This window comes from Stutzerimonas stutzeri (genome assembly GCF_000935215.1).
Classification (GTDB): domain Bacteria; phylum Pseudomonadota; class Gammaproteobacteria; order Pseudomonadales; family Pseudomonadaceae; genus Stutzerimonas.
Window position 1 is genome coordinate 1 of sequence record NZ_JXXD01000026.1, and the last position, 22,586, is coordinate 22,586.

The window sequence follows — 22,586 nt, forward strand, 5'->3', positions numbered from 1 at the left end:
GTCGCGCTGGCGGATGCGCAACGGTACGAAGTTCATCGGCGGCGAGCCGATGAAGCTGGCAACGAACAGATTGGCCGGGTTGTTGTAGATCTCGTGGGGCGTGCCGAACTGCTGGATCACGCCGTCCTTCATCACCGCGACCTTGTCGCCGAGGGTCATCGCCTCGATCTGGTCATGGGTGACGTATACCGTGGTGGTCTTCAGCCGCTGGTGCATCAGCTTGATCTCGGTGCGCATCTCCACCCGCAGCTTGGCATCGAGGTTCGACAGCGGTTCGTCGAACAGGTAGATCTTCGGCCGCCGCGCCAGCGCCCGGCCCATGGCCACGCGCTGCTGCTGGCCACCCGACAGCTGCGACGGCTTGCGCTCGAGCAGCGGTTCGATCTGCAGCAGCTTGGCGACCCGCGCCACTTCCTCCTCGATCTTCGCCGCCGGCACCTTGCGCATCTTCAGGCCGAAGGCGATGTTGTCGCGCACCGTCATGGTCGGATACAGCGCGTAGGACTGAAACACCATGGCGATGTCGCGATCCTTCGGGCTGGCTTGGCTGATGTCCTCGCCGTCGACGAGAATCTCACCGCCGGTGATGTTCTCTAGCCCGGCGATGCAGTTCATCAGCGTGGATTTACCGCAGCCCGAAGGCCCGACGAGGATCAGGAATTCACCGGCGTCGATCTTCAGCGCGATGTCCTTCAGCGTTGCGATCTGGCTGTTGCCATAACTTTTTTGAACGTTGCGCAGTTCCAGGGAAGCCATCGTTATTCTCCTCAACCCTTGACGGCGCCGGCAGTCAGCCCGCGCAGGAAATATTTGCCGGCAACCACGTAGACCACCAGCGTGGGTAGGCCGGCGATCATCGCCGCAGCCATGTCGACGTTGTATTGCTTGGCGCCAGTGCTGGTGTTCACCAGGTTGTTCAGTGCCACGGTGACAGGCTGGGTATCGCCACTGGCGAACACCACGCCGAAGAGGAAGTCGTTCCAGATCTGGGTGAACTGCCAGATCAGGCAGACCATGATGATCGGCACCGACATCGGCAGCAGAATGCGCCCGAAGATGGTGAAGAAGCCGGCACCGTCCAGCCGTGCCGCCCGCACCAGCGCGTCCGGCACGCTGACGTAGAAGTTGCGGAAGAACAGCGTGGTGAAGGCCAGGCCGTAGACCACGTGCACCAGCACCAGGCCGGTGGTGGTATTGGCCAGGCCGAGTTTCCCGAGGGTGAAGGACGCCGGCAGCAGGATTACCTGAAACGGCAGGAAGCAGCCGAACAGCAGCAGACCGAAGAACAGCTGCGAGCCACGGAAGCGCCACATCGACAGCACATAGCCATTGAGCGCACCCAACGCGGTGGAAATCAGCACCGCCGGAATGACGATCTTCACCGAGTTCCAGAAATAGCCGCCGATACTGTCCCAGGCTGTCAGCCAGCCCATGGCGCTGAACGCCTCAGGCCAGCTCAGCAGGTTGCCGGTGCGGATGTCTTCCGGGGTCTTGAAGCTGGTCAGCAGCATCACGATCAGCGGCACCAGGTAGACGGCACAGGCCAGCAACAAGGTGGCATGGATGGTCAGGCGCCCGAGGGTCAGGCGCGGTTGCGCGAAGTCAGACATGGCGCTTGTTCCTCAGCTCGGAGTACAGATAAGGCACGATGATCGCCATCACCGCGCCGAGCATCAGCATGGCGCTCGCCGCACCCAGGCCCATCTGGCCACGGGTGAAGGTATGGGCGTACATGAACATCGCCGGCAGATCGCTGGAATACCCCGGCCCACCGGCAGTCATCGCCGCGACCAGGTCGAAGCTCTTGATCGCGATATGGGCCAGAATCATCAAGGCACTGAAGAACACCGGGCGCAGGCTCGGCAGCACGATGCGCAGGTAGATGGTCGGCAGGCTCGCACCATCCACCTGGGCGGCGCGGATGATCGACTGATCGACGCTGCGCAGACCGGCGAGGAACAGCGCCATGACGAAGCCCGAGGCCTGCCACACCGCCGCGATCACCAGGCAGTAGATGACCCGATCCGGATCAACCAGCCAGTCGAAGCGAAAGCCTTCCCAGCCCCAGTCGCGCAGCAGCTTGTCCAGGCCCAGACCGGGATTGAGCAGCCACTGCCAGGCGGTGCCGGTGACGATCATCGACAGCGCCATGGGGTACAGGTAGATGGTGCGGATCAGCCCTTCGCGGCGAATGCGCTGGTCCAGCAGTACGGCGAGCACCACGCCGATCAGCAGACTGATGGCGATGAACATGCCACCGAACACCAGCAGGTTCTGGCTGGCGACCCACCAGCGATCGTTGTCCCACAGGCGCTCGTACTGCTGCAGGCCGGCCCACTTGTAGCTGGGCATGAAGCGTGAGTTGGTGAACGAGAGCAGGAAGGTCCAGCCGATGTAGGCGTAGAAGCCGACCAGTACGATCAGCATGCTCGGCGCCAGAACCAGCTTGGGCAGCCAGCGCTGCAGGGCGTCGAGCGGCGAGGCTTTGGCAGGCCTGGCTTGAAGCGCGATGGAGCTCATGGGTGTGATCCCTCATGGAAATCGGGGATGTCGTCGCCCGCGGCACAGACCGAGGCCTGTGCCGGGACGAACGTTTCGGGAAGCGGGCGGAACGGTCCGCCCTCAGCGTTACTGCACGGCCTGGATCGCCGCCGCCAGTTGCTTGGCCGCCTTTTGCGGGTCGGCCTTGGGGTCGTTGAAGAAGTTGGTGACGACGTCGAACACCGCGCCCTGCACATAGCTCGAAGCCGCCATGCCATGGGTCAGGCTGGGCTGCAGGCCGCTGCCCTTGGCGGCCTCCTTGAAGTCGGTCATCGACTGCTGGGCGCAGGCGTCGAACTCGCTCATGTCCTGGTCCTGGCGAACCGGGATAGAGCCCTTGTTCTGATTGAAGAAGGTCTGGAATTCCAGCTCCAGCACCGTGCGCGCCAGGTCTTCCTGAGCCTTGCGGTTGTCATCGTCGCTGAGCTTGAACATGGCCAGGGAGTCGATGTTGTAGGCAAAGCTGCCCTGGGTGCCGGGGAACGGCAGGCACTGGTAGTCCTCGCCAGCCACCTTGTTGGCGGCGGTGAACTCGCTCTTGGCCCAGTCGCCCATGATCTGCATGCCGGCCTTGCCGTCGATGACCATGCCGGTGGCACGGTTCCATTCGCGCCCGGCCGCGTCGGCGTCGATGTAGTCGCGCAGCTTCTTCAGTGCGGTGAAGGCTTGAACCATCTTGTCGCCGGTCAGGGTGTCGTTATCTAGCTCGACGAAGGCCTTTTGATAGTCGTCCGGGCCGAGAATGCTCAGTACGAAGCCCTCGAACACGGTGCCGTCCTGCCAGGGCTGGCCGCCGTGGGCAACCGGAATGAAGCCGGCAGCCTTGAGCTTGTCGGCTGCGGCGAAGAATTCGTCGAGGGTCTTCGGCGGCGTGGCGCCGGCCTTCTCGAACACTTCCGGGTTGATCCACAGCCAGTTGACCCGATGCACGTTGACCGGCACCGCAACGTAGGAACCGTCGTACTGCATGATCTTACGCACCTGCTCGGGCAGCATTTCGTCCCAGCGTTCTGCCTTGGCGGTGTCATCGAGATTGGCGAGCAGGCCGAGTTCGCCCCACTCCTGGATGTCCGGGCCCTTGATCTGTGCGGCGGACGGCGGGTTGCCGGAAACGGCGCGGGTCTTCAGTACGGTCATGGCAGCCTCGCCACCACCGCCGGCGACGGCGAAGTCCTTCCAGGTATGGCCTTTCTGCTCGACCAGCTTCTGCAGGGTGTCGGCGGCGCGCTTCTCGCCACCGGAAGTCCACCAGTGCAGAACTTCGACCTCGCCGGCATGGGCGAGCAATGGCAGGGCAAGAGAAACGGAAAGAGCGAGACGATGGATCGCGTTCATGTAGAGGCACCTTCTTGTTTTTATCCGGCAAGTCATGGTCGCTTGCGATGGACCGAGTCTATGCGCAGGGAAATGGACACTGGGTAACGAAGGGATGGGCGATGGTCACAGAGCCGTTACAAAGCCGCAGCGATCGTAACGAAGTGCACTGAGTCGGATCAGCGCGGCAAGGTCAGCGTCACCCTCAGCCCTCCCTGCTGCAGATTGCGCATGCTCAGTTCGCCACCGTGGGCGTGGGCGATATTCCGTGCGATACCGAGCCCCAGCCCGTAGCCCTGCTGCTGCCCCGAGAGCCGCACGTGGGGTTCGAAGACATGCTCAAGACGCTGCTCGGGCACACCCGGGCCCTCGTCATCGACGTGCAGCACCAGCGCGTCCTTGCCGTCCTCGACATGCAGGTGGGCGCGCTCACCGTACTTCAGGGCATTGTCCAGCAGATTGCCGATGCAGCGCTTGAGTGCCAGCGGTTTGCCCGGATAAGGCGCCGAAGCCCGGCCGTCAAGGGTCACGCGGGTCTGGTCGCAGGCCTGATAGGGCTCGACGATGTGTTCCAGCAGCAGATTGAGGTCCACCGCCTCGATGTTCTCGTGGATGTCGGTGTCCTTCACGCATTGCAGCGCGCCCTTGACCAGCAGCTCCAGCTCGTCGAGGTCACGGGTAAACTTGATCTGCTGGGCTTCATCTTCCAGCAGCTCGACACGCAGACGCAGGCGCGTGATGGGCGTGCGCAGGTCATGGGAAATCGCGCTGAACAATTGGCCTCGCTCGGTCAGGTAGCGACTGATGCGCTGGCGCATGTTGTTGAAGGCACGGCTCACCTCGACGATCTCGCTGGCGCCGGCCTCGGTCAGCGGCTGCACCTCGGCGCCCAGCGACAACTCCCGCGCCGCCTTGGCCAGGCGCTTCAGCGGCCGGCTCTGCCAGCGCACCAGCAGGCCGATGAACAGCAGCAGAAAGGCGCTGGTGAGCACGATGAACCACAACTGCTGGGCCGGCAGCCCCTCGTCCTCCAGGCTGACGTAAGGTGCCGGCATCAGCGAGGCCAGATAGAGCCATTCCTGCGGGGCGATCTGGATCTGCGTCACCAACACCGGCGGTGACAGCGGTTCGAGGCCCAGCGCGTAGTGCGCCCAGGAGCGCGGCAACTCATCGAGCGTGATGCCGCTGTTGAAGATCCGCAGGTCATCGGGGCTGACGAACTCGATGTTCAGGTCCACCGCGCCGCCGAGTCGCTGGCGCAATACCTGCTCCACCTCATGTAGGACCGCACGCTTGCGCGGCGTTTCCGGGAGGATCTCCATGTCCAGCGGCTTGTCGTTGAGCGACACGAAGAAACGCGTACCGCCCATGCTGCGCAACTGATCGAGCACCAATGGGCGATAGCCCAGCGGCAGCGAACGGAAGTAGCTGACGCTGGCCGCCATCGACTGCGCCAGGCTGCGGGCGCTGGTGAGCAAGCCTTCCATCTGGCTGGCGCGTAGCTGGGACAGCCAGATCAGGCTCGAAAGCCCCTGGGCCAGCAACACCGCCAGCAGGGTCAGCAACAGCATCCGTCCGAGCAGCGAACGTGGTACCAGCCGCAGGCGCCCCCGCTCAGTGCGCAGATTCATGGTGCGGCGTCACCTGGGTAGCCAACAAGTAACCGCTGCCACGTACCGTGCGGATCAGCCGCGGCGACTTGCCGGTGTCGCGCAGGCGCTGGCGCAGGCGACTGACCGCCATGTCGACGATGCGCTCCAGCGGCATCACCTCGCGACCACGGGTGGCGTTGGCGATCGTGTCGCGGTCGAGGATCTGCTGCGGATGATCGAGAAATAGCTTGAGCAGGGCGAAATCGGCGCCGGAGAGAAAGACCTCCTCGCCGTCGGCGTGGAACAGGCGGTGGCTGATCATGTCCAGCCGCCACTCATCGAAGGCCAGCACGTCGCTGCCGCGTTCCTGGGCGAAGCTGACGCGTCGCAGCAGTGCCTTGATCCGCGCGAGCAATTCGCGCGGGCTGAACGGCTTACCCAGGTAGTCGTCGGCGCCCAGCTCCAGGCCGACGACCCGATCGGCCTCGTCGGAGCTGGCGGTAAGCATGATGATCGGCATTGAAGCCAACCGCTCGTGCTGGCGAATCCAGCGGCACAGGCTGAAGCCGTCCTCGTCGGGCAGCATCACGTCGAGAATCACCAGATCGGCCGGCTCGGCACACAGCGCCGCGCGAAACTGCCCGCCGTCCGGCACGCCGCGCACATGAAAGCCCGAGCGGCTGAGATAGGTCTGCAACAGTTCGCGGATTTCCTGATCGTCGTCGACCAGAAGGATGTTCTTACCTGCTTGGCTCACGTCACGTCCCTTTTCTTGTTGTTATGGGGTCACCCGTCGACCCGCCATGTCGCAGCCTAGGCTCCCTCCAACAACGGTTGCAATGCCACGCCCGCGCCCTCGAGGCCCGGATACGGCGCGGTCACCAGCCAGACCGGCAGGCGATCGAAATAGCGGCTCATCTGTCCCTTCTCGCGCAACGCCTCGCTGAAACCGCTGCGCAGGAACATCTCGGCGAAACGCGGCACCACTCCACCGACGATGTAAACGCCGCCGCGGGCACCGAGGGTCAGCACGTTATCGCCGACGATACGCCCCAACCAGCGGCAGAACTGCTCCAGCACCGCCGCGGCGTAGGCATCGCCGGCCAGCGCGGCCTTGGTGATAGCTGCGGGCGAATCGAGCGCCACCTGCTGCCCATCCAGCGCGCAGCATGCGCGGTAGAGCGTCAGCAGCCCCGGACCGCTGAGCACTGCCTCGGCATTTACATGGCCGAGCGAACGATGCAGATGCGCCCAGATCGCCGCCTCGCGCTCGCTGCCGACGGGAAGGCAGATATGCCCGCCCTCGCCCGGCAAGGCGCGCCAACCGCCGCCAGACAGTGGCAGCAATCCGGCGACTCCGAGCCCGGTGCCGGGCCCTATGACCAGCCGCGGCCGCCCCGGTTCAGGCTCGCCATCGCAAACCGTGATGCGCTCACCATCGTGCAGCCGCGTCATGCCGAGGGCCATGGCGGTGAAGTCGTTGATCAGCAACAGCTCCTTCACGCCCAGCTCGCGGCAGAAGGCTTCGCGGCTCAGCTGCCAATGGTTGTTGGTGAAACGAAACAGATCGCCGCCGACCGGCCCGGCACAGGCCAGGCACACCGCCTCGAGGGCTTTCAGCGGCTGATCGACTTCACTCAGGTACGCGAGGATCGCCAGCTCCGGCCGCGCATGGTCGGCCGTGGGAATCACGCGAATCTGCTCGATACGCTGGTCGCGCCACAGCGCGAAACGTGCATTGGTACCGCCAATATCTCCAACGAGCGCCGTCTTCACTTCAGCGCCTCCAGACTCTCGGTAAATGCACTGGCGCCCTGCTCTGCCGTGCTGAACGAGGCGCGCATGAAGGCAAAGAGCTCCCGACCGCAGCCGATGCCCATGTCTTCGGGCCGAATCGCCGGTTCCCGCGCGTCCCATTCGGCGGGATCGACCAGTGCTCGCAGTTCTCCGTTCTCGCCGTCGACGCGGAGGATGTCGCCATCGCGCACCCGCGCCAGCGGCCCGCCGTCCAGTGCCTCCGGGCAGACATGAATGGCCGCCGGCACCTTGCCCGAAGCACCGGACATGCGCCCGTCGGTGACCAGCGCCACCTTGTAGCCGCGGTCCTGCAGCACACCGAGGAACGGCGTGAGCTTGTGCAGTTCGGGCATGCCATTGGCTTTCGGCCCCTGGAAACGCACCACGGCAATGAAGTCGCGCTCCAGCTCCCCGGCCTTGAACGCCGCAGCCAACTCGCTCTGATCGATGAATACCCGCGCCGGCGCCTCGACAAAACGGTGCTCGGGCGCCACGGCAGAAATCTTCGTCACGCCGCGGCCGAGGTTGCCTTCCAGCACGCGCAGCCCGCCCTCCGGCGAGAATGGCCGCTCGGCCGGGCGCAGGATGTTTTCGTCAAGGCTATGCGCCGGGCCATCGCGCCACACCAGCTTGTCACCGTCGAGGAACGGCTCCTGGATGTAGCGCCGCAGGCCCTTGCCGACGACGGTATGCACGTCCTCGTGCAACAGACCGGCGTCGAGCAGCGTGCGCACCATGAACGGCACCCCGCCACAGGCGTGGAAATGGTTCACGTCGGCCTGGCCGTTGGGGTAGACCTTTGCCAGCGTCGGCACCACCTCGGAAAGATCGGCCATGTCCTGCCAGGTCAGCTGGATGCCGGCGGCGCGGGCGAACGCAGGGATATGCAGGGTGTGGTTGGTCGAACCTCCGGTGGCATTGAGTGCGACCACCGAGTTGACGATGGATTTCTCGTCGACCACCTGACACAGCGGTGTGTAGTTGCCGGCCTGATGGGTCAGGCGCGTGACCTGGTGCGCCGCCTCCCGGGTCAGCGCATCGCGCAGCGGCGTGTAAGGGTTGACGAACGACGAGCCCGGCAGGTGCAGGCCCATGATCTCCATCACCACCTGATTGGTGTTGGCGGTGCCGTAGAAGGTGCAGGTGCCCGGGCTGTGATAGGACTTCATCTCCGATTCCAGCAGCTCCTCGCGGCTGGCCTTGCCCTCGGCATAGCGCTGGCGCACCTCGGCCTTCGCCTTGTTGGGAATCCCCGAGGGCATCGGCCCACCCGGCACAAATATGGTCGGCAGATGGCCGAAGCGCAACGCGCCGATCATCAGGCCCGGGACGATCTTGTCGCAGATGCCGAGCATCAATGCCGCATCGAACATGTTGTGCGACAGCGCAACGGCGGTGCTCATGGCGATCACCTCGCGACTGGCCAGGCTCATCTCCATGCCCGCCTCGCCCTGGGTCACGCCATCGCACATCGCCGGCACGCCGCCAGCGAACTGGCCGACCGAACCGATCTCGCGCAGCGCCTGGCGAATCATTTCCGGAAAATGCTCATAGGGCTGATGCGCCGAGAGCATGTCGTTGTATGCCGAGACGATGGCCACATTGGCCGCGTTCATCAGGCGCAGACTCTGCTTGTCCTTGCCGGAATTGCAGCCGGCGACACCGTGGGCGAAGTTGGCACACTGCAGCTTGCCGCGCTGCGGACCCTCACTGGCGGCGGCGGCCATCATCGCCAGATAGCGCTCGCGGGTCTTGCGGCTGCGCTCGACCAGGCGCTCGGTGACTTCTAGAACTCGCGGATGCATGCCTCACTCCTGCTGCAAAATTCAACTGTGGTTGAAGGGCTCTACGCTTGGTTGAAAGCTCAGACAACCATAAACCATCCAGGGTCAGTTGGCGTTCTGACACGACGCGATGCCGGCATGGAAGCGGCGACCAGGAGCCTGAGTACGCCGGTTGGAGGTGGCTTGGCGCTTATTGCGCGGGCTCGTCTCCGCGCGGCTCGTCTGCCGATGTCTCTTCGGCTTCCAGCAGATCGTCGAAGTCGGTCTTCAGGCCCTTCTCCATGCCGTCGAGCTCGGCCAGCAGGCTGCGGAAGCTGGTCTGCTCACGCAGTGGGGCCTGCGGCTCATCTGCAACTTCATCGGCCCGCGCCTGCAAGGCGACAGGCACGGGGGCATCCTCATCGTCGAGTACCGGGCGCAGCTCGGGCTCCATTTCGCGCAGCACGGCCAGCGGCGGCAGTTCATCCAGATTCTTCAGGTTGAAATGATCGAGAAACTGCCGGGTGGTGGCGAACATCGCCGGGCGTCCCGGCACGTCACGATGGCCAACCACACGAATCCACTCGCGCTCCTGCAGCGTCTTGACGATCTGGCTGTTCACCGCGACGCCGCGGATATCCTCGATCTCGCCACGGGTGATCGGCTGGCGATAGGCGATCAGCGCCAGGGTTTCCAGCAGCGCGCGGGAGTAACGCTGGGGGCGCTCTTCCCAGAGCCGGCCGACCCATGGCGAAAAGCGCTGACGCACCTGCAGGCGGTAACCGCTGGCGACTTCCTTGAGTTCGAAGGCGCGGCCCTTGCAGGACTTTTCCAGCACTTCGAGGGCCTTCTTCAGCTGTGCCGAAGACGGCCGCTCGGCTTCCTCGAAGAGTTCGCCGAGGCGCTCCAGGGAGAGCGGTTTGCCGGATGCGAGCAGAAAGGCTTCGAGCAGAGAAGCGAGATCCTTGGGATCGGACAGGTCCACGATTGACTCCTGCAAATGCCTATTCGGTACGGCTGCGCACATGAATCGGCGCAAAGGGTTCGTTCTGCACCAGCTCGACCAACGACTCCTTGATCAGCTCGAGCACAGCCATGAAGGTCACCACCACGCCGAGTCGACCTTCCTCGATGCGGAACAGCGTCACGAAGGGGACGAAACCACCGTCCTTCAGTCGTTCGAGCACTTCGCTCATGCGCTCGCGGGTCGACAGCGCTTCGCGGGTGACCTGGTGACTCTCGAACATATCGGCGCGGCGCAGCACCTCGGCCATCGACACCAGCAGCTCTTCCAGGCTCACGTCCGGCAGCAGCTTGCGCGCCCGCGCCTCAGGTGCATCGAGACGCGGCACCTGCAGGTCGCGGCCGACCCGCGGCAGCTCGTCGATGTCTTCGGCGGCGGCCTTGAAACGTTCGTACTCCTGCAGCCGGCGGATCAACTCGGCGCGCGGATCATCCTCTTCTTCGGCGACCTCGGCCGAGCGCGGCAGCAGCATGCGTGACTTGATCTCGGCGAGCATCGCGGCCATCACCAGATACTCGGCGGCCAGCTCCAGGCGCACCGATTTCATCAGCTCGACGTAACCCATGTACTGCCGGGTGATCTCGGCCACAGGAATATCGAGGATGTCGATGTTCTGCTTGCGGATCAGGTAAAGCAGAAGATCCAGCGGGCCTTCGAAGGCTTCGAGAAAGACTTCCAGCGCATCCGGCGGAATATAGAGGTCCAGCGGCAGCTCGGTCACCGCCTCGCCATAGACCAGCGCCAGGCGTAGCTGCTCGCCGGGCTGGATCGCTTCGGGACTGGGGGACTCGGTGTGCTGCATGAAAATCCTTCGGAGCCGGCCGCTTATGCGCCGCTCAGCGGTAATTCAGGCCCATCGCCTGGCGAACTTCGATCAGCGTCTCACGGGCCTCGTCACGGGCGTGCTCCGCACCTTCTGCGAGGATGCTGCGGACCAGGTCGGGATTCTGCTCGTAGTCCAGCGCGCGTTCCTGCAGGGGTGTCAGATCAGCCTTGATCGAGTCGATCAGCGGCCCCTTGCACTCCAGGCAGCCGATGCCGGCGCTGCGGCAACCCTGCTCTGCCCACTGGCAGACGGCCTCTTCGGAGTGCACCAGATGCATCTGCCACACCGGGCAGCGCGTCGGTTCACCGGGGTCGCTGCGATGCACGCGGGCCGGATCGGTGGGCATACGGCGAATCTTCTCCTCGATCTCGTTCGACGTATCACGCAGGTAGATCGCATTGCTGTTGGACTTGGCCATCTTGCCGCCGTCGAGCCCGGAAATCTTCGGTTGCTCGCCGAGCAGCGCCTGCGGTTCCGGCAGCAGCAGCTTGCCGCAGCCTTCCAGGTAGCCGTAAAGCCGCTCCTGATCACCGATGGTGATGGTCTGCTGTTCCTTGATGACCGCACGGGCGGTGTTCAACGCCTCGACGTCGCCCTGCTCCTGATAGCTCTTGCGCAGGCTGACGTACAGCTTGGAGGTCTTCTTGCCGAGCTTGCGGATCGCCGCTTCGGCCTTGTCCTCGAAATCCGCTTCGCGGCCATAGAGATGGTTGAAACGTCGCGCCACGTCGCGGGCGAATTCGATATGCGGCAGCTGGTCGGCGCCGACCGGCACCAGCCCGGCACGATAGATCAGGATGTCCGCGGCCTGCAGCAGTGGATATCCGAGGAAGCCATAGGTATCCAGGTCCTTGTGCTGCAGATTCTGCTGCAGCTCCTTGTAGGACGGCACCCGCTCCAGCCAGCCCAGTGGGCAGATCATCGACAGCAGCAGGTGCAGTTCGGCGTGCTCCGGCACCTGTGACTGGATGAACAGCGTCGCTGAACTGGGACTGACGCCGGCAGCCAGCCAGTCCACCGCCATATCCATGATGTTCTGCGAGATTTCGCCGGAGCTTTCGTAGTCGGTGGTCAGCGCGTGCCAGTCGACGATGCAGAAGAAACACTCGTACTCGTGCTGCAGCCTGACCCAATTCTTCAATACGCCGTTGTAGTGACCGAGATGAAGCCGGCCGCTGGGACGCATGCCGGAAACCACGCGCCGCTGTGAATCCATGGAGCTCAAAAGGGTGTCCTTGATTAATTGGCCTGTTTGGTAAGTTCAGTTGGTCAATTTCGGTGCCCATGGCCCAGATACCGCGTCGCCGCGCCTTGTCTCGGAGCCATGTTCATCCGACTTGCCTCAACCCTCTCACCGACAGGCCAGATGTTGTACAGGCACGCTCGCCATCCAGGCTCAAGCCATGAAGGGTTCGGGATCGCCGCAGCCGACCCGTATCACTTCAGGCCGATCGTCGACCAGGCTGACCACGGTCGATGCTTCGAGGCCACCGTAACCGCCATCGATGATCAGGTCTACCTGATGCTCCAGCGCGTCACGCATCTCGTAGGGGTCGCTCATCGGCAGGTCTTCACCGGGAAGGATCAGGCTGACGCTCATCAGCGGCTCACCGAGTTCTTCCAGCAGCGCCTGGGCGATCGGCTGTTCCGGCACACGCAGGCCGATGGTGCGGCGCTTGGGGTGCAGCAACATGCGCGGCACCTCGCGGGTAGCCGACAGGATGATCGTGTAGGGACCGGGCAGATGAGCCTTGAGCAGGCGAAAGGCCGCGGTATCGACCTTGGCGAAAAGGCCAAGCTGCGACAGATCGCGACAGGCCAGCGTAAAGTTGTGCTTGTCATCGAGCTGGCGCAGCCGGCGAATGCGTTCGATGCCGGCCTTGTTACCCATCGAGCAGCCGACGGCATAACTGGAGTCGGTCGGGTAGACCACTACGCCGCCCTTGCGGATGATTTCCACGGCCTGTTTGATCAGGCGCGGTTGCGGGTTGTCCGGATGGATCTGAAAGAACTGGCTCATGGAAACTCCCTGTTCAGCTGGCAGCAGGTATGCGGCGCTCATGATCGAAATGTCTCCAAAGCGGCGACAGGTCCTCCGGCAGGCTGCGGTACAGCCCCAGTTCCGACCAGTCGCCGGGCGCATGGAAATCACTGCCCACTGTGGCCATCAGGCCCAACTCACGTACCAGGATCGACAGGCCGCCGACCTGTTCCAGCGGCTGCATGCCGTTGACCACCTCCAGCGCGTGACCGCCGGCCTGGGCGAAATCGATCACCAGCCGGCGCCGCTTGCTGCGAGTGAAATCGTACTGCCACGGGTGCGCCAGGCTGATCCACGCACCTGCGTCACGCAAGGTCTGGACTGTCTGCTCCAGGCTCGGCCAATGCTGCTTGACGTCGGCGAGCTTGCCCGAACCCAGCCATTTGCGAAACGCTTCGGCACGGTCGCGGACATGACCGGCACGCACGAGAAAATCGGCGAAATGCGGTCGCGCCGGTGCGTTGCCACTGTCGCCGAGTTCCTGCTGAAGCGCCCGCGCGCCTTCCAGCGCACCCGGCATCCCCTTCGCTTCGAGGCGCTGGCCGATCAGTTCGGCGCGGCGCCAACGTCCTTCGTGCAGTTGTGCGATCGCCTGTTGCAGCGCAGGCGCATCAGCGTCGAAGGCGTAGCCCAATACATGAATGGTAGCCCCGTTCCACAGGCAAGAAAGCTCGATGCCATTGACCAGCTGCATGCCGAGCGCCTGCGCAGTTGCCCGCGCCTCGGCAAGGCCGTCGACCGTGTCGTGGTCGGTGAGCGCCAGCATCTCGATACCACGCGCATGGGCTCGCTCCACCAGTTTGGCAGGCGCCAGCGCGCCGTCCGAGGCGGTGCTGTGGCAATGCAGATCGACAATCATCTGGTAACGCGCTCCAGTGAGGTGCAGACACCTCGATAAGAATCCGTAAGCCTGCGGCGGTGAGGCTTCACCGGCCCGAAAGACGGGGTGCTCCGGCGCAAACGGCCGACTAGTCTAACGCCGCACCGGCGCTTTGGCTCGTGTCGTCACCGTCATTACGGCCAGCCAGCGCTGCAGGCGCCGCAAACCGCTCTTGCTTCGACCGCCGATACGATCCTGCGTGCCATCAACCGCTGCAGTGGGGGAAAGCGCAGCGCTTCCGTCCCAAGCGCCGTTTGCTATGATGCCGCGCTGCACGGCGCGGTCCGTTGTAGCGCCTGGACCCGCGCGACAAAGAAGCCGCGCCGGCACTGTCACCATGCCGGGCTTTCTGTACTTTTTTATATACGCCCCTACGCGAACGAGGATCAACCATGCTCTACGCCGTTATCGCCACCGACGCACCGAATTCCCTGCAGGACCGCCTCGCCACTCGCCCGGCCCACCTGGCACGCCTGGAGCAGTTGAAGAACGAAGGTCGCCTGGTTCTCGCCGGCCCGCACCCAGCCATCGACAGCAACGACCCGGGCGAAGCCGGGTTCAGCGGCAGTCTTGTAGTCGCCGAGTTCGATTCGCTGGAAGCCGCGCAGCAGTGGGCCGACGCCGATCCCTACAAGGCCGCCGGCGTATACGTGAACGTGGTGGTCAAGCCCTTCAAGAAAGTACTGCCCTGAGCCGACACAGCAGGGAATAGCCCGGCCGCTGGCAGCCCACGGCCTCGTAAGGAAATAGGAGTTCCGATGCGTCAACGATCGCTTGCCCTGCTGTTTGCCCTGACCCTGCTCACCCCGGCGCTGTATGCCGAGGAAGCAATAACGGAACCTGCTGTTCCGGTGACCGAGCCCGGCGACCCCGCCGAATACGACGAGCTTGACGCCGTTGCCGAGCCAGAGCCTGCCGGCCCGAGCGCTGACACCACCGAAGCTCTGTTGCTGCGTCTGCGCGAGGAAAATCGCCGCTTGCGCCTGCAGTTGCAGACCGAGCAGGCAAAAGTGCTGCCCGCGATGTTGAACGAACAGCAACAGTGGTTCGCCGTCGGTGGTGCTGTCGGGGTCGTCAGTTTCACCCTGGGCCTGCTGGTCACGCGCGGTCGCCGTCGACGCCAGTGGCTCAACTGAGTACCTGAGCCGACATGAGTGAATTGCTGCTTATCGACGATGACGAAGAACTCTGCGAGCTGCTGATCAGCTGGCTCGCACAGGAAGGTTTCGTCGCCCATGCCTGCCACGATGGCAACAGTGCACGCCAGGCGCTGGCGCAGCACCAGCCAGCCGCGGTGGTCTTGGACGTGATGCTGCCCGACGGCAGCGGCCTGGAGCTGCTCAAGCAACTGCGCAGTGAACATCCCGATCTGCCGGTGCTGATGCTGTCGGGTCGCGGCGAGCCACTGGATCGGATTCTCGGCCTCGAACTTGGCGCAGACGATTATCTGGCCAAGCCCTGCGACCCGCGCGAACTCACCGCACGCCTACGTGCAGTGTTGCGCCGCAGCCAGCCGACCGCGACGCCCAGCCAGGTCGAGTTCGGCGATCTCTGCTACAGCCCGGCACGCGGCGTGGCCAGCGTCGGCGGTCATGACGTCAGCCTGACGCTCTCCGAAGGCCGCATCCTCGAAACGCTGCTCGCGCAACCAGGCGAGCCGATCGACAAGCAGACTCTTGCCCAGCACGCCCTGGGACGTAAGCTCACCCTCTACGACCGCAGCCTCGACATGCACGTCAGCAACCTGCGGCGCAAGCTTGGTCCGCACGCCGACGGCAGCCCACGGATCGTCGCTCTGCGCAGCCGCGGCTATCTGTACGCGGTCTGATCGTCTTTACCGAGGCTTTACCCTGAGCTGACCGCCCTTGACCTTGCCCTGCGTAGACTGAACTCATCCGGTCACAGACCTGCCGCCAATGAGCAACGCGTCGGTATGGCCGGTTTCCCTACACAGGAGAGTTTTCACCATGCGCAAATCACTCGTAGCCCTGATGTTCGCCGCTGCCATTCCGACCCTCGCTTTTGCCATGCCTGGCGGCATGCACGACGGTCATCACGGCGGCAAGAACGCCCCGCACATGTTTCAGGACCTGGACCTGACAAAGGAACAGCAACGCGAAATGCGCAAGCTGATGGGTGAGCAGATGCGCCAGCGCCAGCAGATCACTCAGCGCTACCTCGACAAGCTGCCCGAAGCCGAGCGCAAGGCCATGCAGAACGATCTCGACGCCAGCCGCGAGAAGACCCACCAGAGCATGCGCGCGCTGCTCAAGCCCGAGCAGCACGAGGCCTTCGACGAAGGCATGAAGAAGATGGAAGAAAAGCGCGCCGAACGTGCCGAGTTCCTCAAATGGAAAGCGGACCGCGATCAGAAGAACTGATCTGCGCCCTTCCTGAAACCTGCCCGGCAGGCTCCGCCAAGCGTTCAGAACGCCGGAGGGAGCTGCCGGGCTTTGCCGTGGAGAGACCCAGTGCGATCACTGTTCTGGCGCATACTCGCAACCTTCTGGCTGGCCATTGCACTGGTTGCCGGCCTGGCCATGCTGCTCGGCCATGCGTTGAACCAGGACGCCTGGATTCTCGGCCGCCACCCGGCGCTGCAAGGTCTCGCCGAAACCTGGACCGAGGTCTACGAGCGCCAGGGCCCGCTGGCTGCACAGCGCCTGCTGGAACAGCACCGGCATCATGCACGGGTCGATGTACAGGTGCTGGCGGAAAACGGCCAGCCGATCATCCGCGGCACCTTCCCTGCCCGCGCCGCCGCTTTCGAGGCGCGCCATCAGGATCGCGAGCGCCCACTGCCCTGGCGACGCCTCACCGCCGATTACACCAGCCCGACCAGCGGTGAAACCTACCTGTTCATCTACCGCATCCCCTACCCCGAACTGCAGGCCTGGCATCGCGGCAGCCTGGCCTGGCCGCTCAGCGCGCTGGGCATCGCACTGGTGGTGCTCACCGGCTTCAGCCTGCTACTGACGCTGTCCATCACCCGCCCATTGGATCGCCTGCGCCGTGCCGTGCACGATCTGGGACAGACCAGCTATCAGCAGCAGTCCCTTGCCCGCCTGGCAACACGGCGCGACGAACTCGGCGTGCTGGCGAGCGATTTCAACCGCATGGGCGCACGGCTGCAGGCGCTGATCGGCAGTCAGCGCCAGTTATTGCGCGACGTATCCCATGAACTGCGCTCACCGCTGGCGCGCCTGCGCATTGCCCAGGCACTGGCCGAGCGCGCCAGTCCGAGCGAACGCGAAGTGATCTGGCCGCGACTGGCAAAGGAATGCGATCGACTGGAAGCGTTGATCAGCGAGATTCTCGAACTCTCACGCCTGGATGCGGAACCCGGCGCGACAACGGCCGTCGACCTGCCAGCGATGTTCGAACAACTGGAGGACAACGCCCGGATCGTCGCGCCCGCTCAGCGTATCGACAGCCGGGTCGAGCCAGGCCTGGCATTCACTGGCTGGACGGAAATGCTCGAACGCGCGCTGGACAATCTGTTGCGCAACGCCCTGCGCTTCAACCCCGAGGGCGTGCCCGTGGAGCTGCGCGCGCAGCGCGACGGTGACGAGCTGGTACTGAGTGTGCGCGACCACGGGCCAGGAGTCGCCGACGAACACCTGCCGCAACTGAGCCAACCCTTCTTCCGAGCGCCAGGACAAACGGCGGCCGGACATGGCCTCGGATTGGCCATCGCACGCCGTGCGGCCGAGCGCCACGGTGGCCAGCTGCAGCTGGTCAACCACCCCGATGGCGGCTTCATCGCGAGCCTGCATCTGCCGTTGGCAAACGCTGCAGGCACGGTGTCAGAGATTCAGAGCCATCACTGACCGTTCCAGGCGTTGACGAAAGCCTCGGGCTCGAGCACCGGGGCGCTACGGATGCGGCCCTCCGGCGTGCCCAGGTACAGGAAGCCCAGCAGACGTTCCTGCTCCGCCAGGCCCAGCCCCTTCATCACGTGCAGGTCATAGGCGAACTCACCGGTGCGCCACACCGCGCCGATCCCCTGAGCATGGGCGGCCAACAGCAGACCATGCGCCGCGCAGCCGGCAGCCAGCAACTGTTCGCCTTCCGGGACTTTCGGGTGCGCCTTCGGACTGGCGATCACCACGATCAACATCGGCGCACGCAGCGGCATGTTGCGTGCCTTCTGCAGCGCTTCGGCCGAGGCATCGGTCTGCCGGGCCTGCAGAGCGGCGGCAAACAGCTCACCGAGCTTGCCGCGCGCATCGCCCTCGACGGTCAGGAAGCGCCAGGGGTGCAACTGGCCGTGATCCGGCGCACGCAAGGCTGCACGAAAAAGCAGATCGAGTTGATCGGCATCGGGTGCCGGCTCGCATAGCCGAGTGACAGATACACGGTTGAGCAACAGGTCCAGAGCGTCCATCCATTACCTCCTGAAAGGGTCGGACATTCTAGAGGGTGTTGGCGACGTACCGCGAGTGGTGGCCGGCCGACAGCGCAAACAACGCGCCGGCCGGCGCTGGTGGCCTGTGCAGTGAATTGGTTGAGGCAAGTTCGAACGAACATGGATCCGAGACAAGGCGCTGCGACGAGTCATAGCTGGCTTATGGCAAGGAGCAGCAACACAGTATCGGGGCCATGGTCATCCGAAATTGACCAACCGAACTTACCAAACAGCCCACCAGGTCAAGCCACCCGATCCGGCGAGAGCTGCGGCTGCAGCGGCGGCACCAGCGGTGGCAGGCCGTGTGCCGCCCGCGCCGCGTCGCAATGCGCATTGTGCTCGCCGTTCTCCCAGGACGCCTCGAATTCGCGGCAGGTGCTCGAACGCTGCTCGTACATGCTGCAGCGCACGCCGCAACCGACATCGCCCAGCAGTCCGACGCAGCGCGCAGGTTTGCTCTCGGTCCCGAGCATGGCCACATGGAACGGCGAAACCTGAACCGTCAGCTGGTCCGGCACCGCACCGCCGGCAGAAACGCATTCACCAAAATAGAAGGACACACGAAAGTACGCGCAGCAGGCGCCGCACGTGAGGCAGGGATTGTCGATTGACATGGAAGGTGAACACCCAGAGACCGGAAATGGGCCGGCGCCCGGGCGGCTATTCTATTCATGGCGCTGCGCTTGGGAAGAGGCTCCACGGCTGCCGAGAAAACATTTTTCTACCAGCCGTCGGGCGGTTTACTGGCGGAGCGACGCGAGTAGAATGTCCGCCCTCTTTCACCGTGCCGAGCACCCTCTACATGGCCCTGCCGACCTTACGCATCATCGGTTTCATCCTCGGCATTTTCCTGATCACCCTGGCCGTCAGCATGATCATTCCGATGCTGACCCTGCTGGCATTCGAACGCACCGATGACCTGCAGGCATTCATCTGGGGCAGCCTGATCACCTTTTCCTGCGGCTTCGCCCTTATCGCACCGGGTAGACCGGCCAACACCAACCTGCGGCCGCGCGACATGTACTTCCTGACCACGATCAGCTGGGTGGTGGTCTGCTGTTTCGCCGCCTTGCCGCTGATGCTGATCCAGCACATCAGCTATTCGGACGCCTTCTTCGAAACCATGTCCGGTATCACCACCACTGGCGCCACCGTGCTCTCGGGACTGGATAGCGCATCGCCCGGGCTGCTGATGTGGCGCTCGCTGCTGCACTGGCTGGGTGGCATCGGCTTCATCGGCATGGCGATCGCGATTCTGCCGCTGTTGCGAGTCGGCGGCATGAGGCTGTTCCAGACCGAGTCCTCGGACTGGTCGGAGAAGGTGATGCCGCGCTCGCACGTGGCCGGGCAGTACCTGCTGGTCATCTACGTGACGTTTACCGTCGCCGCGTTTCTGGCCTTCCTGTTGACCGGCATGAGCATGTTCGATGCCATCAACCATGCGATGTCTACCGTCGCCACTGGCGGCTTTTCCACCTCCGATGCATCGATGGGCAAGTTCGGGCCGTCCGCGCACTGGGTCGCAGTATTCTTCATGCTGCTCGGCAGTCTGCCGTTCACCCTTTACGTGATGACGCTGCGAGGCCATCGCACGGCGCTGCTCAAGGATCAGCAGGTGCGAGGCTTCGTCCTGATGCTCACCATCACCAGCGTGCTGTTCAGCGGCTGGTATTGGCTGAACAATGACATTCCGGCGCTGGATGCACTGCGCATCGTGACCTTCAGCGTGGTTTCCGTGGTTACCACGACCGGTTTCGCGGTGGATGACTACACCCAGTGGGGCGGTTTCGCCGTCATGGCATTCTTCTACCTGACCTTCGTCGGCGGCTGCTCGGGCTCGACGTCAGGCGGGCTGAAGATGTTCCGCTTCCAGGTGGCCTACTCGCTGCTACGCGCCAACTTCAAGCAGCTGATTCACCCCCGCGCGGTAATCCGCCAGCAGTACAACGGGCACAATCTGGACGAAGAAATCGTTCGCTCGATCCTGACCTTTTCCTTTTTCATCACCATGACCATCGGCGTACTGGCGCTGTGCCTGGCGCTGCTCGGCCTCGACCCGATCACCGCGCTGACCGGCGCGGCGACCGCCGTCTGCAACGTGGGCCCAGGGCTGGGCGAGATCATCGGGCCGGCCGGCAACTTCTCAACACTGCCTGACACGGCCAAATGGCTGCTGTCGATCGGCATGCTGCTGGGGCGCCTGGAGATCATCACGGTGCTGGTGCTGCTGACCCCGGCCTTCTGGCGCCACTGACTCAGGCCGCGGCGCCGGAGCCGCGCTTGAACAGCCGGCCGCCAAGCGTAACCAGCGCCAATACCACGCCGCCGGCGGCGATGCCGAATGCGGCATCGAGCAGCGTCGGCAACAAGCCGCCGAGTACCGCCCCGATATAGGGCAGCCCGAGCGCTTCGTGGGCGCTGTTCTCGATGAAATGATGCACGGCGCGAATACCGTGGGTGAGGATGCCGCCACCCACCATGAACATCGCCGCGGTGCCAATGACCGACAGCGACTTCATCAGCCACGGCGCGACGCTCAGAATGCCGCGTCCGATGGCGCTGGCCACACCGCTGGCCCGCTTGCTCAGGGCCAGGCCAAGATCGTCGAGCTTGACGATGGCGGCCACCAGCCCGTAGACGCCTATCGTCATCAGGATGGCGATGCCCACCAGGACCATGACCTGCTGACTGAACGACGCGGCCGCGACCGTGCCGAGGGTGATGGCGATGATTTCGGCGGAGAGGATGAAGTCGGTACGCACCGCGCCGCTGATCTTTTTCTTCTCGAACGCCACCATGTCCACGGACGGGTCGGCGAGCGCCTTCACCGTCTCCGCGTGATGGCTGTCATCGCCATGAAGAAAGCGGTGCGCCAGCTTCTCGAACCCCTCGTAACAGAGAAACGCGCCGCCGAGCATCAACAGCGGTGTGATTGCCCAGGGCAGAAAGGCACTGATCAGCAGCGCAGCGGGGACCAGGATCGCCTTGTTGCGAAACGAGCCCTTGGCCACTGCCCACACCACAGGCAGTTCCCGGTCGGCATTCACCCCGGTCACCTGCTGCGCATTGAGTGCCAGATCGTCGCCCAGTACGCCAGCGGTCTTCTTGGCCGCCACCTTGGTCATGAGCGAGACGTCGTCGAGTACGGTCGCAATATCGTCTATTAACGCGAGCAGGCTGGTGGCCAATTGGGTCACTCCATCATGGAAAGGCGCATATAAGTAACCGATCTGCTCTAGCTAAGGCTATGTGGGCTTTCACAGGTTCCTACTGGCGTGAGCGCGCGGCCAGACGGTATTCGCCGGGCGTGACGCCGAACCAGCGCTTGAACGCCCGGTAGAAATTGCTCGGATCGGCGAAGCCAAGCAGATAGGCGATTTCCAGCGGCGCCAGGTCCGGCTGGGCCAGGTGCTGCACCGCCAGATCGCGACGCGTATCGTCGAGCAATTGCTGGAAGCTGCTGCCCTCCTCCTGCAAACGCCGTTGCAGGGTGCGCTCCGACAGGCACAGCGCCTGCGCCACGACTTCGCGCCTGGGCTCGCCCTGCGGCAGCAATCGACAGAGTATCTGCCGCGCGCGATGCATAACTTTGCTGTCGGAGAAGCGCGAGAGGTACTCACCGGCGAAACGATCATGCAATTGCGCCAGCGCTTCATTGGCGGTCGGCAACGGCATTTCCACATCCTCTTCGCGAAACAGCAACGCGTAGCGACGCGCGTCGAAGCGCAAAGGCGCCTGGAACAGCTGCCGATAGGGCTCCAGATCATCCGGCGGTTGGCCCTGAAAGCTGACTTCCAGCGGCAGCAACGGCGTTCCGGTGAGCCAGCGGCAGAATGTCAGGCAGCCTGCCAGGGAGCCTTCGGCACTTTGCCTAGCTGGCGGCAAGCGGTCGCCGATTATCGTCAGACTCAACCGATAGCCCTGTGCGCAGGGCTGGAAATCCAGATCGGCACCCTCGGCGATGATTCGCTGGTAGCGCACCAATCTGGCGAAGCCTTCCTTGAGATTGCGGCTGGACATCAGTGCATAACCGACCACGTTCAGTGCAGCCGGCCGCGCCTGGCGCGCCATGTTCAGGCCAATGGCGGGGTCACCGGAAACCACCACAGCGCTTTGCCACAGGCGCGTCATGTCGTCCTGGGCAAAGCGCGCGTCGGGGTCGCCCAGAGCGGCATAGTCCAGATGCAGCTCAATGAACAGCTGGCGGCAATCGATCCCGGCGGATTCCAGGGCCTGGACGATACTCAGCGCCCAGCTCGAGGAAGTGGTGCGTTCGGTCATGGGGTTTTCTTATTCTTCGATAGGTGGGGCAGCTGCGCCCAAGGCTACTAAACTGGCCCTGATTGTCACTGACACGCAAGGTTAGCGATGACTAGTCTGTGCGCGACAATAACAGGAGG

Annotated in this window: 23 protein-coding genes; 6 read left to right on the plus strand and 17 right to left on the minus strand. The window is 63.9% G+C overall.

Annotated features, from left to right (window positions below; genetic code table 11):
* The 13 genes from LO50_RS03875 to LO50_RS03935 all read right to left on the minus strand — a co-directional run.
* The coding region (locus tag LO50_RS03875; RefSeq protein WP_044314163.1) for an ABC transporter ATP-binding protein at positions 1 to 756 on the minus strand (756 nt) is incomplete at its 3' end.
* An 11-nt stretch (positions 757 to 767) separates the two neighbouring features.
* Positions 768 to 1,610, minus strand: a complete 843-nt coding sequence (locus tag LO50_RS03880) for a carbohydrate ABC transporter permease (RefSeq protein WP_044314164.1) — start codon at positions 1,608 to 1,610, stop codon at positions 768 to 770.
* Positions 1,603 to 2,520, minus strand: coding sequence for a carbohydrate ABC transporter permease (locus LO50_RS03885; RefSeq protein ID WP_014820740.1), 918 nt, complete (start codon positions 2,518 to 2,520; stop codon positions 1,603 to 1,605). Before LO50_RS03885 ends, LO50_RS03880 begins: the two co-directional genes overlap by 8 nt.
* 108 nt (positions 2,521 to 2,628) lie before the next feature.
* Positions 2,629 to 3,876, minus strand: coding sequence for an ABC transporter substrate-binding protein (locus LO50_RS03890; RefSeq protein WP_044314165.1), 1,248 nt, complete (start codon positions 3,874 to 3,876; stop codon positions 2,629 to 2,631).
* A gap of 158 nt (positions 3,877 to 4,034) precedes the next feature.
* The gene (locus LO50_RS03895) at positions 4,035 to 5,486 is read right to left on the minus strand and encodes an ATP-binding protein (RefSeq protein ID WP_044314166.1); all 1,452 of its coding nucleotides are present in this window, start codon (positions 5,484 to 5,486) and stop codon (positions 4,035 to 4,037) included.
* Positions 5,470 to 6,204, minus strand: coding sequence for a response regulator (locus LO50_RS03900; protein WP_003280657.1), 735 nt, complete (start codon positions 6,202 to 6,204; stop codon positions 5,470 to 5,472). The genes LO50_RS03895 and LO50_RS03900 overlap by 17 nt, the downstream gene beginning before the upstream one ends.
* A 56-nt stretch (positions 6,205 to 6,260) precedes the next feature.
* Positions 6,261 to 7,223, minus strand: coding sequence for a glucokinase (locus tag LO50_RS03905; RefSeq protein ID WP_044314167.1), 963 nt, complete (start codon positions 7,221 to 7,223; stop codon positions 6,261 to 6,263).
* Entirely contained in the window at positions 7,220 to 9,049 is a 1,830-nt protein-coding gene (gene edd, locus LO50_RS03910) for a phosphogluconate dehydratase (protein WP_044314168.1), read from the minus strand. The genes LO50_RS03905 and edd overlap by 4 nt, the downstream gene beginning before the upstream one ends.
* Before the next feature lie 169 nt (positions 9,050 to 9,218).
* Complete coding sequence (gene scpB / locus LO50_RS03915; RefSeq protein ID WP_044314169.1) at positions 9,219 to 9,992, minus strand: SMC-Scp complex subunit ScpB; 774 nt, start codon at positions 9,990 to 9,992, stop codon at positions 9,219 to 9,221.
* Between the two features lie 19 nt (positions 9,993 to 10,011).
* Positions 10,012 to 10,833 (minus strand): segregation and condensation protein A, encoded by an 822-nt coding sequence (locus LO50_RS03920; RefSeq protein ID WP_042926867.1) that lies wholly within the window; start codon positions 10,831 to 10,833, stop codon positions 10,012 to 10,014.
* A 34-nt stretch (positions 10,834 to 10,867) separates the two neighbouring features.
* A complete protein-coding gene (locus LO50_RS03925) occupies positions 10,868 to 12,073 on the minus strand; it encodes a tryptophan--tRNA ligase (RefSeq protein ID WP_023445133.1) in 1,206 nt (401 codons plus the stop codon).
* A 180-nt stretch (positions 12,074 to 12,253) separates the two neighbouring features.
* Positions 12,254 to 12,877, minus strand: coding sequence for an L-threonylcarbamoyladenylate synthase (locus LO50_RS03930; RefSeq protein WP_044314170.1), 624 nt, complete (start codon positions 12,875 to 12,877; stop codon positions 12,254 to 12,256).
* A gap of 13 nt (positions 12,878 to 12,890) precedes the next feature.
* A complete protein-coding gene (locus LO50_RS03935) occupies positions 12,891 to 13,757 on the minus strand; it encodes a PHP domain-containing protein (RefSeq protein WP_044314171.1) in 867 nt (288 codons plus the stop codon).
* Positions 13,758 to 14,170: 413 nt separating this feature from the next.
* Here LO50_RS03935 and LO50_RS03940 point away from each other — a divergent pair, with 413 nt between their 5' ends.
* The 5 genes from LO50_RS03940 to LO50_RS03960 all read left to right on the plus strand — a co-directional run bounded on the left by LO50_RS03940 (position 14,171) and on the right by LO50_RS03960 (position 17,608).
* On the plus strand, positions 14,171 to 14,470 hold the full coding sequence (locus LO50_RS03940; protein ID WP_003294265.1) for a YciI family protein: 300 nt from the start codon (positions 14,171 to 14,173) through the stop codon (positions 14,468 to 14,470).
* Between the two features lie 66 nt (positions 14,471 to 14,536).
* Positions 14,537 to 14,914, plus strand: coding sequence for an SH3 domain-containing protein (locus LO50_RS03945; RefSeq protein WP_044314172.1), 378 nt, complete (start codon positions 14,537 to 14,539; stop codon positions 14,912 to 14,914).
* Positions 14,915 to 14,928: 14 nt separating this feature from the next.
* The gene (locus LO50_RS03950; RefSeq protein WP_014820751.1) at positions 14,929 to 15,606 is read left to right on the plus strand and encodes a response regulator transcription factor; all 678 of its coding nucleotides are present in this window, start codon (positions 14,929 to 14,931) and stop codon (positions 15,604 to 15,606) included.
* Positions 15,607 to 15,745: 139 nt separating this feature from the next.
* Positions 15,746 to 16,159 (plus strand): pilus assembly protein, encoded by a 414-nt coding sequence (locus LO50_RS03955; RefSeq protein WP_044314173.1) that lies wholly within the window; start codon positions 15,746 to 15,748, stop codon positions 16,157 to 16,159.
* Positions 16,160 to 16,249: 90 nt separating this feature from the next.
* Positions 16,250 to 17,608 carry a sensor histidine kinase gene (locus LO50_RS03960; protein ID WP_044314174.1) on the plus strand — a complete coding sequence of 453 codons (1,359 nt, stop codon included), beginning with the start codon at positions 16,250 to 16,252 and terminating at the stop codon, positions 17,606 to 17,608.
* On the opposite strand, the gene LO50_RS03965 is transcribed toward LO50_RS03960, so the two are convergent.
* Positions 17,602 to 18,165, minus strand: a complete 564-nt coding sequence (locus LO50_RS03965; RefSeq protein ID WP_044314175.1) for an NAD(P)H nitroreductase — start codon at positions 18,163 to 18,165, stop codon at positions 17,602 to 17,604. The two genes, LO50_RS03960 and LO50_RS03965, sit on opposite strands and share 7 nt — an antisense overlap.
* Before the next feature lie 263 nt (positions 18,166 to 18,428).
* A complete protein-coding gene (locus LO50_RS03970) occupies positions 18,429 to 18,800 on the minus strand; it encodes a YkgJ family cysteine cluster protein (RefSeq protein ID WP_003300645.1) in 372 nt (123 codons plus the stop codon).
* Between the two features lie 188 nt (positions 18,801 to 18,988).
* Here LO50_RS03970 and LO50_RS03975 point away from each other — a divergent pair, with 188 nt between their 5' ends.
* Positions 18,989 to 20,440, plus strand: a complete 1,452-nt coding sequence (locus tag LO50_RS03975; RefSeq protein WP_044314176.1) for a TrkH family potassium uptake protein — start codon at positions 18,989 to 18,991, stop codon at positions 20,438 to 20,440.
* A gap of 1 nt (position 20,441) precedes the next feature.
* On the opposite strand, the gene LO50_RS03980 is transcribed toward LO50_RS03975, so the two are convergent.
* Positions 20,442 to 21,374: a DUF808 domain-containing protein gene (locus tag LO50_RS03980; RefSeq protein WP_044314177.1), complete on the minus strand. Its 933-nt coding sequence runs from the start codon at positions 21,372 to 21,374 to the stop codon at positions 20,442 to 20,444.
* Positions 21,375 to 21,453: 79 nt separating this feature from the next.
* Complete coding sequence (locus LO50_RS03985) at positions 21,454 to 22,467, minus strand: AraC family transcriptional regulator (protein ID WP_044314178.1); 1,014 nt, start codon at positions 22,465 to 22,467, stop codon at positions 21,454 to 21,456.
* Positions 22,468 to 22,586 lie beyond the last annotated feature (119 nt).

Bases quoted from the DNA above. Each gene is read 5' to 3' on its own strand.
- LO50_RS03880 (WP_044314164.1), bottom strand. From the start codon at position 1,610: ATGTCTGACTTCGCGCAACCGCGCCTGACCCTCGGGCGCCTGACCATC.
- LO50_RS03885 (WP_014820740.1), bottom strand. From the start codon at position 2,520: ATGAGCTCCATCGCGCTTCAAGCCAGGCCTGCCAAAGCCTCGCCGCTC.
- LO50_RS03890 (WP_044314165.1), bottom strand. From the start codon at position 3,876: ATGAACGCGATCCATCGTCTCGCTCTTTCCGTTTCTCTTGCCCTGCCA.
- LO50_RS03895 (WP_044314166.1), bottom strand. From the start codon at position 5,486: ATGAATCTGCGCACTGAGCGGGGGCGCCTGCGGCTGGTACCACGTTCG.
- edd (WP_044314168.1), bottom strand. From the start codon at position 9,049: ATGCATCCGCGAGTTCTAGAAGTCACCGAGCGCCTGGTCGAGCGCAGC.
- LO50_RS03920 (WP_042926867.1), bottom strand. From the start codon at position 10,833: ATGCAGCACACCGAGTCCCCCAGTCCCGAAGCGATCCAGCCCGGCGAG.
- LO50_RS03925 (WP_023445133.1), bottom strand. From the start codon at position 12,073: ATGGATTCACAGCGGCGCGTGGTTTCCGGCATGCGTCCCAGCGGCCGG.
- LO50_RS03930 (WP_044314170.1), bottom strand. From the start codon at position 12,877: ATGAGCCAGTTCTTTCAGATCCATCCGGACAACCCGCAACCGCGCCTG.
- LO50_RS03935 (WP_044314171.1), bottom strand. From the start codon at position 13,757: ATGATTGTCGATCTGCATTGCCACAGCACCGCCTCGGACGGCGCGCTG.
- LO50_RS03940 (WP_003294265.1), top strand. From the start codon at position 14,171: ATGCTCTACGCCGTTATCGCCACCGACGCACCGAATTCCCTGCAGGAC.
- LO50_RS03945 (WP_044314172.1), top strand. From the start codon at position 14,537: ATGCGTCAACGATCGCTTGCCCTGCTGTTTGCCCTGACCCTGCTCACC.
- LO50_RS03950 (WP_014820751.1), top strand. From the start codon at position 14,929: ATGAGTGAATTGCTGCTTATCGACGATGACGAAGAACTCTGCGAGCTG.
- LO50_RS03955 (WP_044314173.1), top strand. From the start codon at position 15,746: ATGCGCAAATCACTCGTAGCCCTGATGTTCGCCGCTGCCATTCCGACC.
- LO50_RS03965 (WP_044314175.1), bottom strand. From the start codon at position 18,165: ATGGACGCTCTGGACCTGTTGCTCAACCGTGTATCTGTCACTCGGCTA.
- LO50_RS03970 (WP_003300645.1), bottom strand. From the start codon at position 18,800: ATGTCAATCGACAATCCCTGCCTCACGTGCGGCGCCTGCTGCGCGTAC.
- LO50_RS03975 (WP_044314176.1), top strand. From the start codon at position 18,989: ATGGCCCTGCCGACCTTACGCATCATCGGTTTCATCCTCGGCATTTTC.
- LO50_RS03985 (WP_044314178.1), bottom strand. From the start codon at position 22,467: ATGACCGAACGCACCACTTCCTCGAGCTGGGCGCTGAGTATCGTCCAG.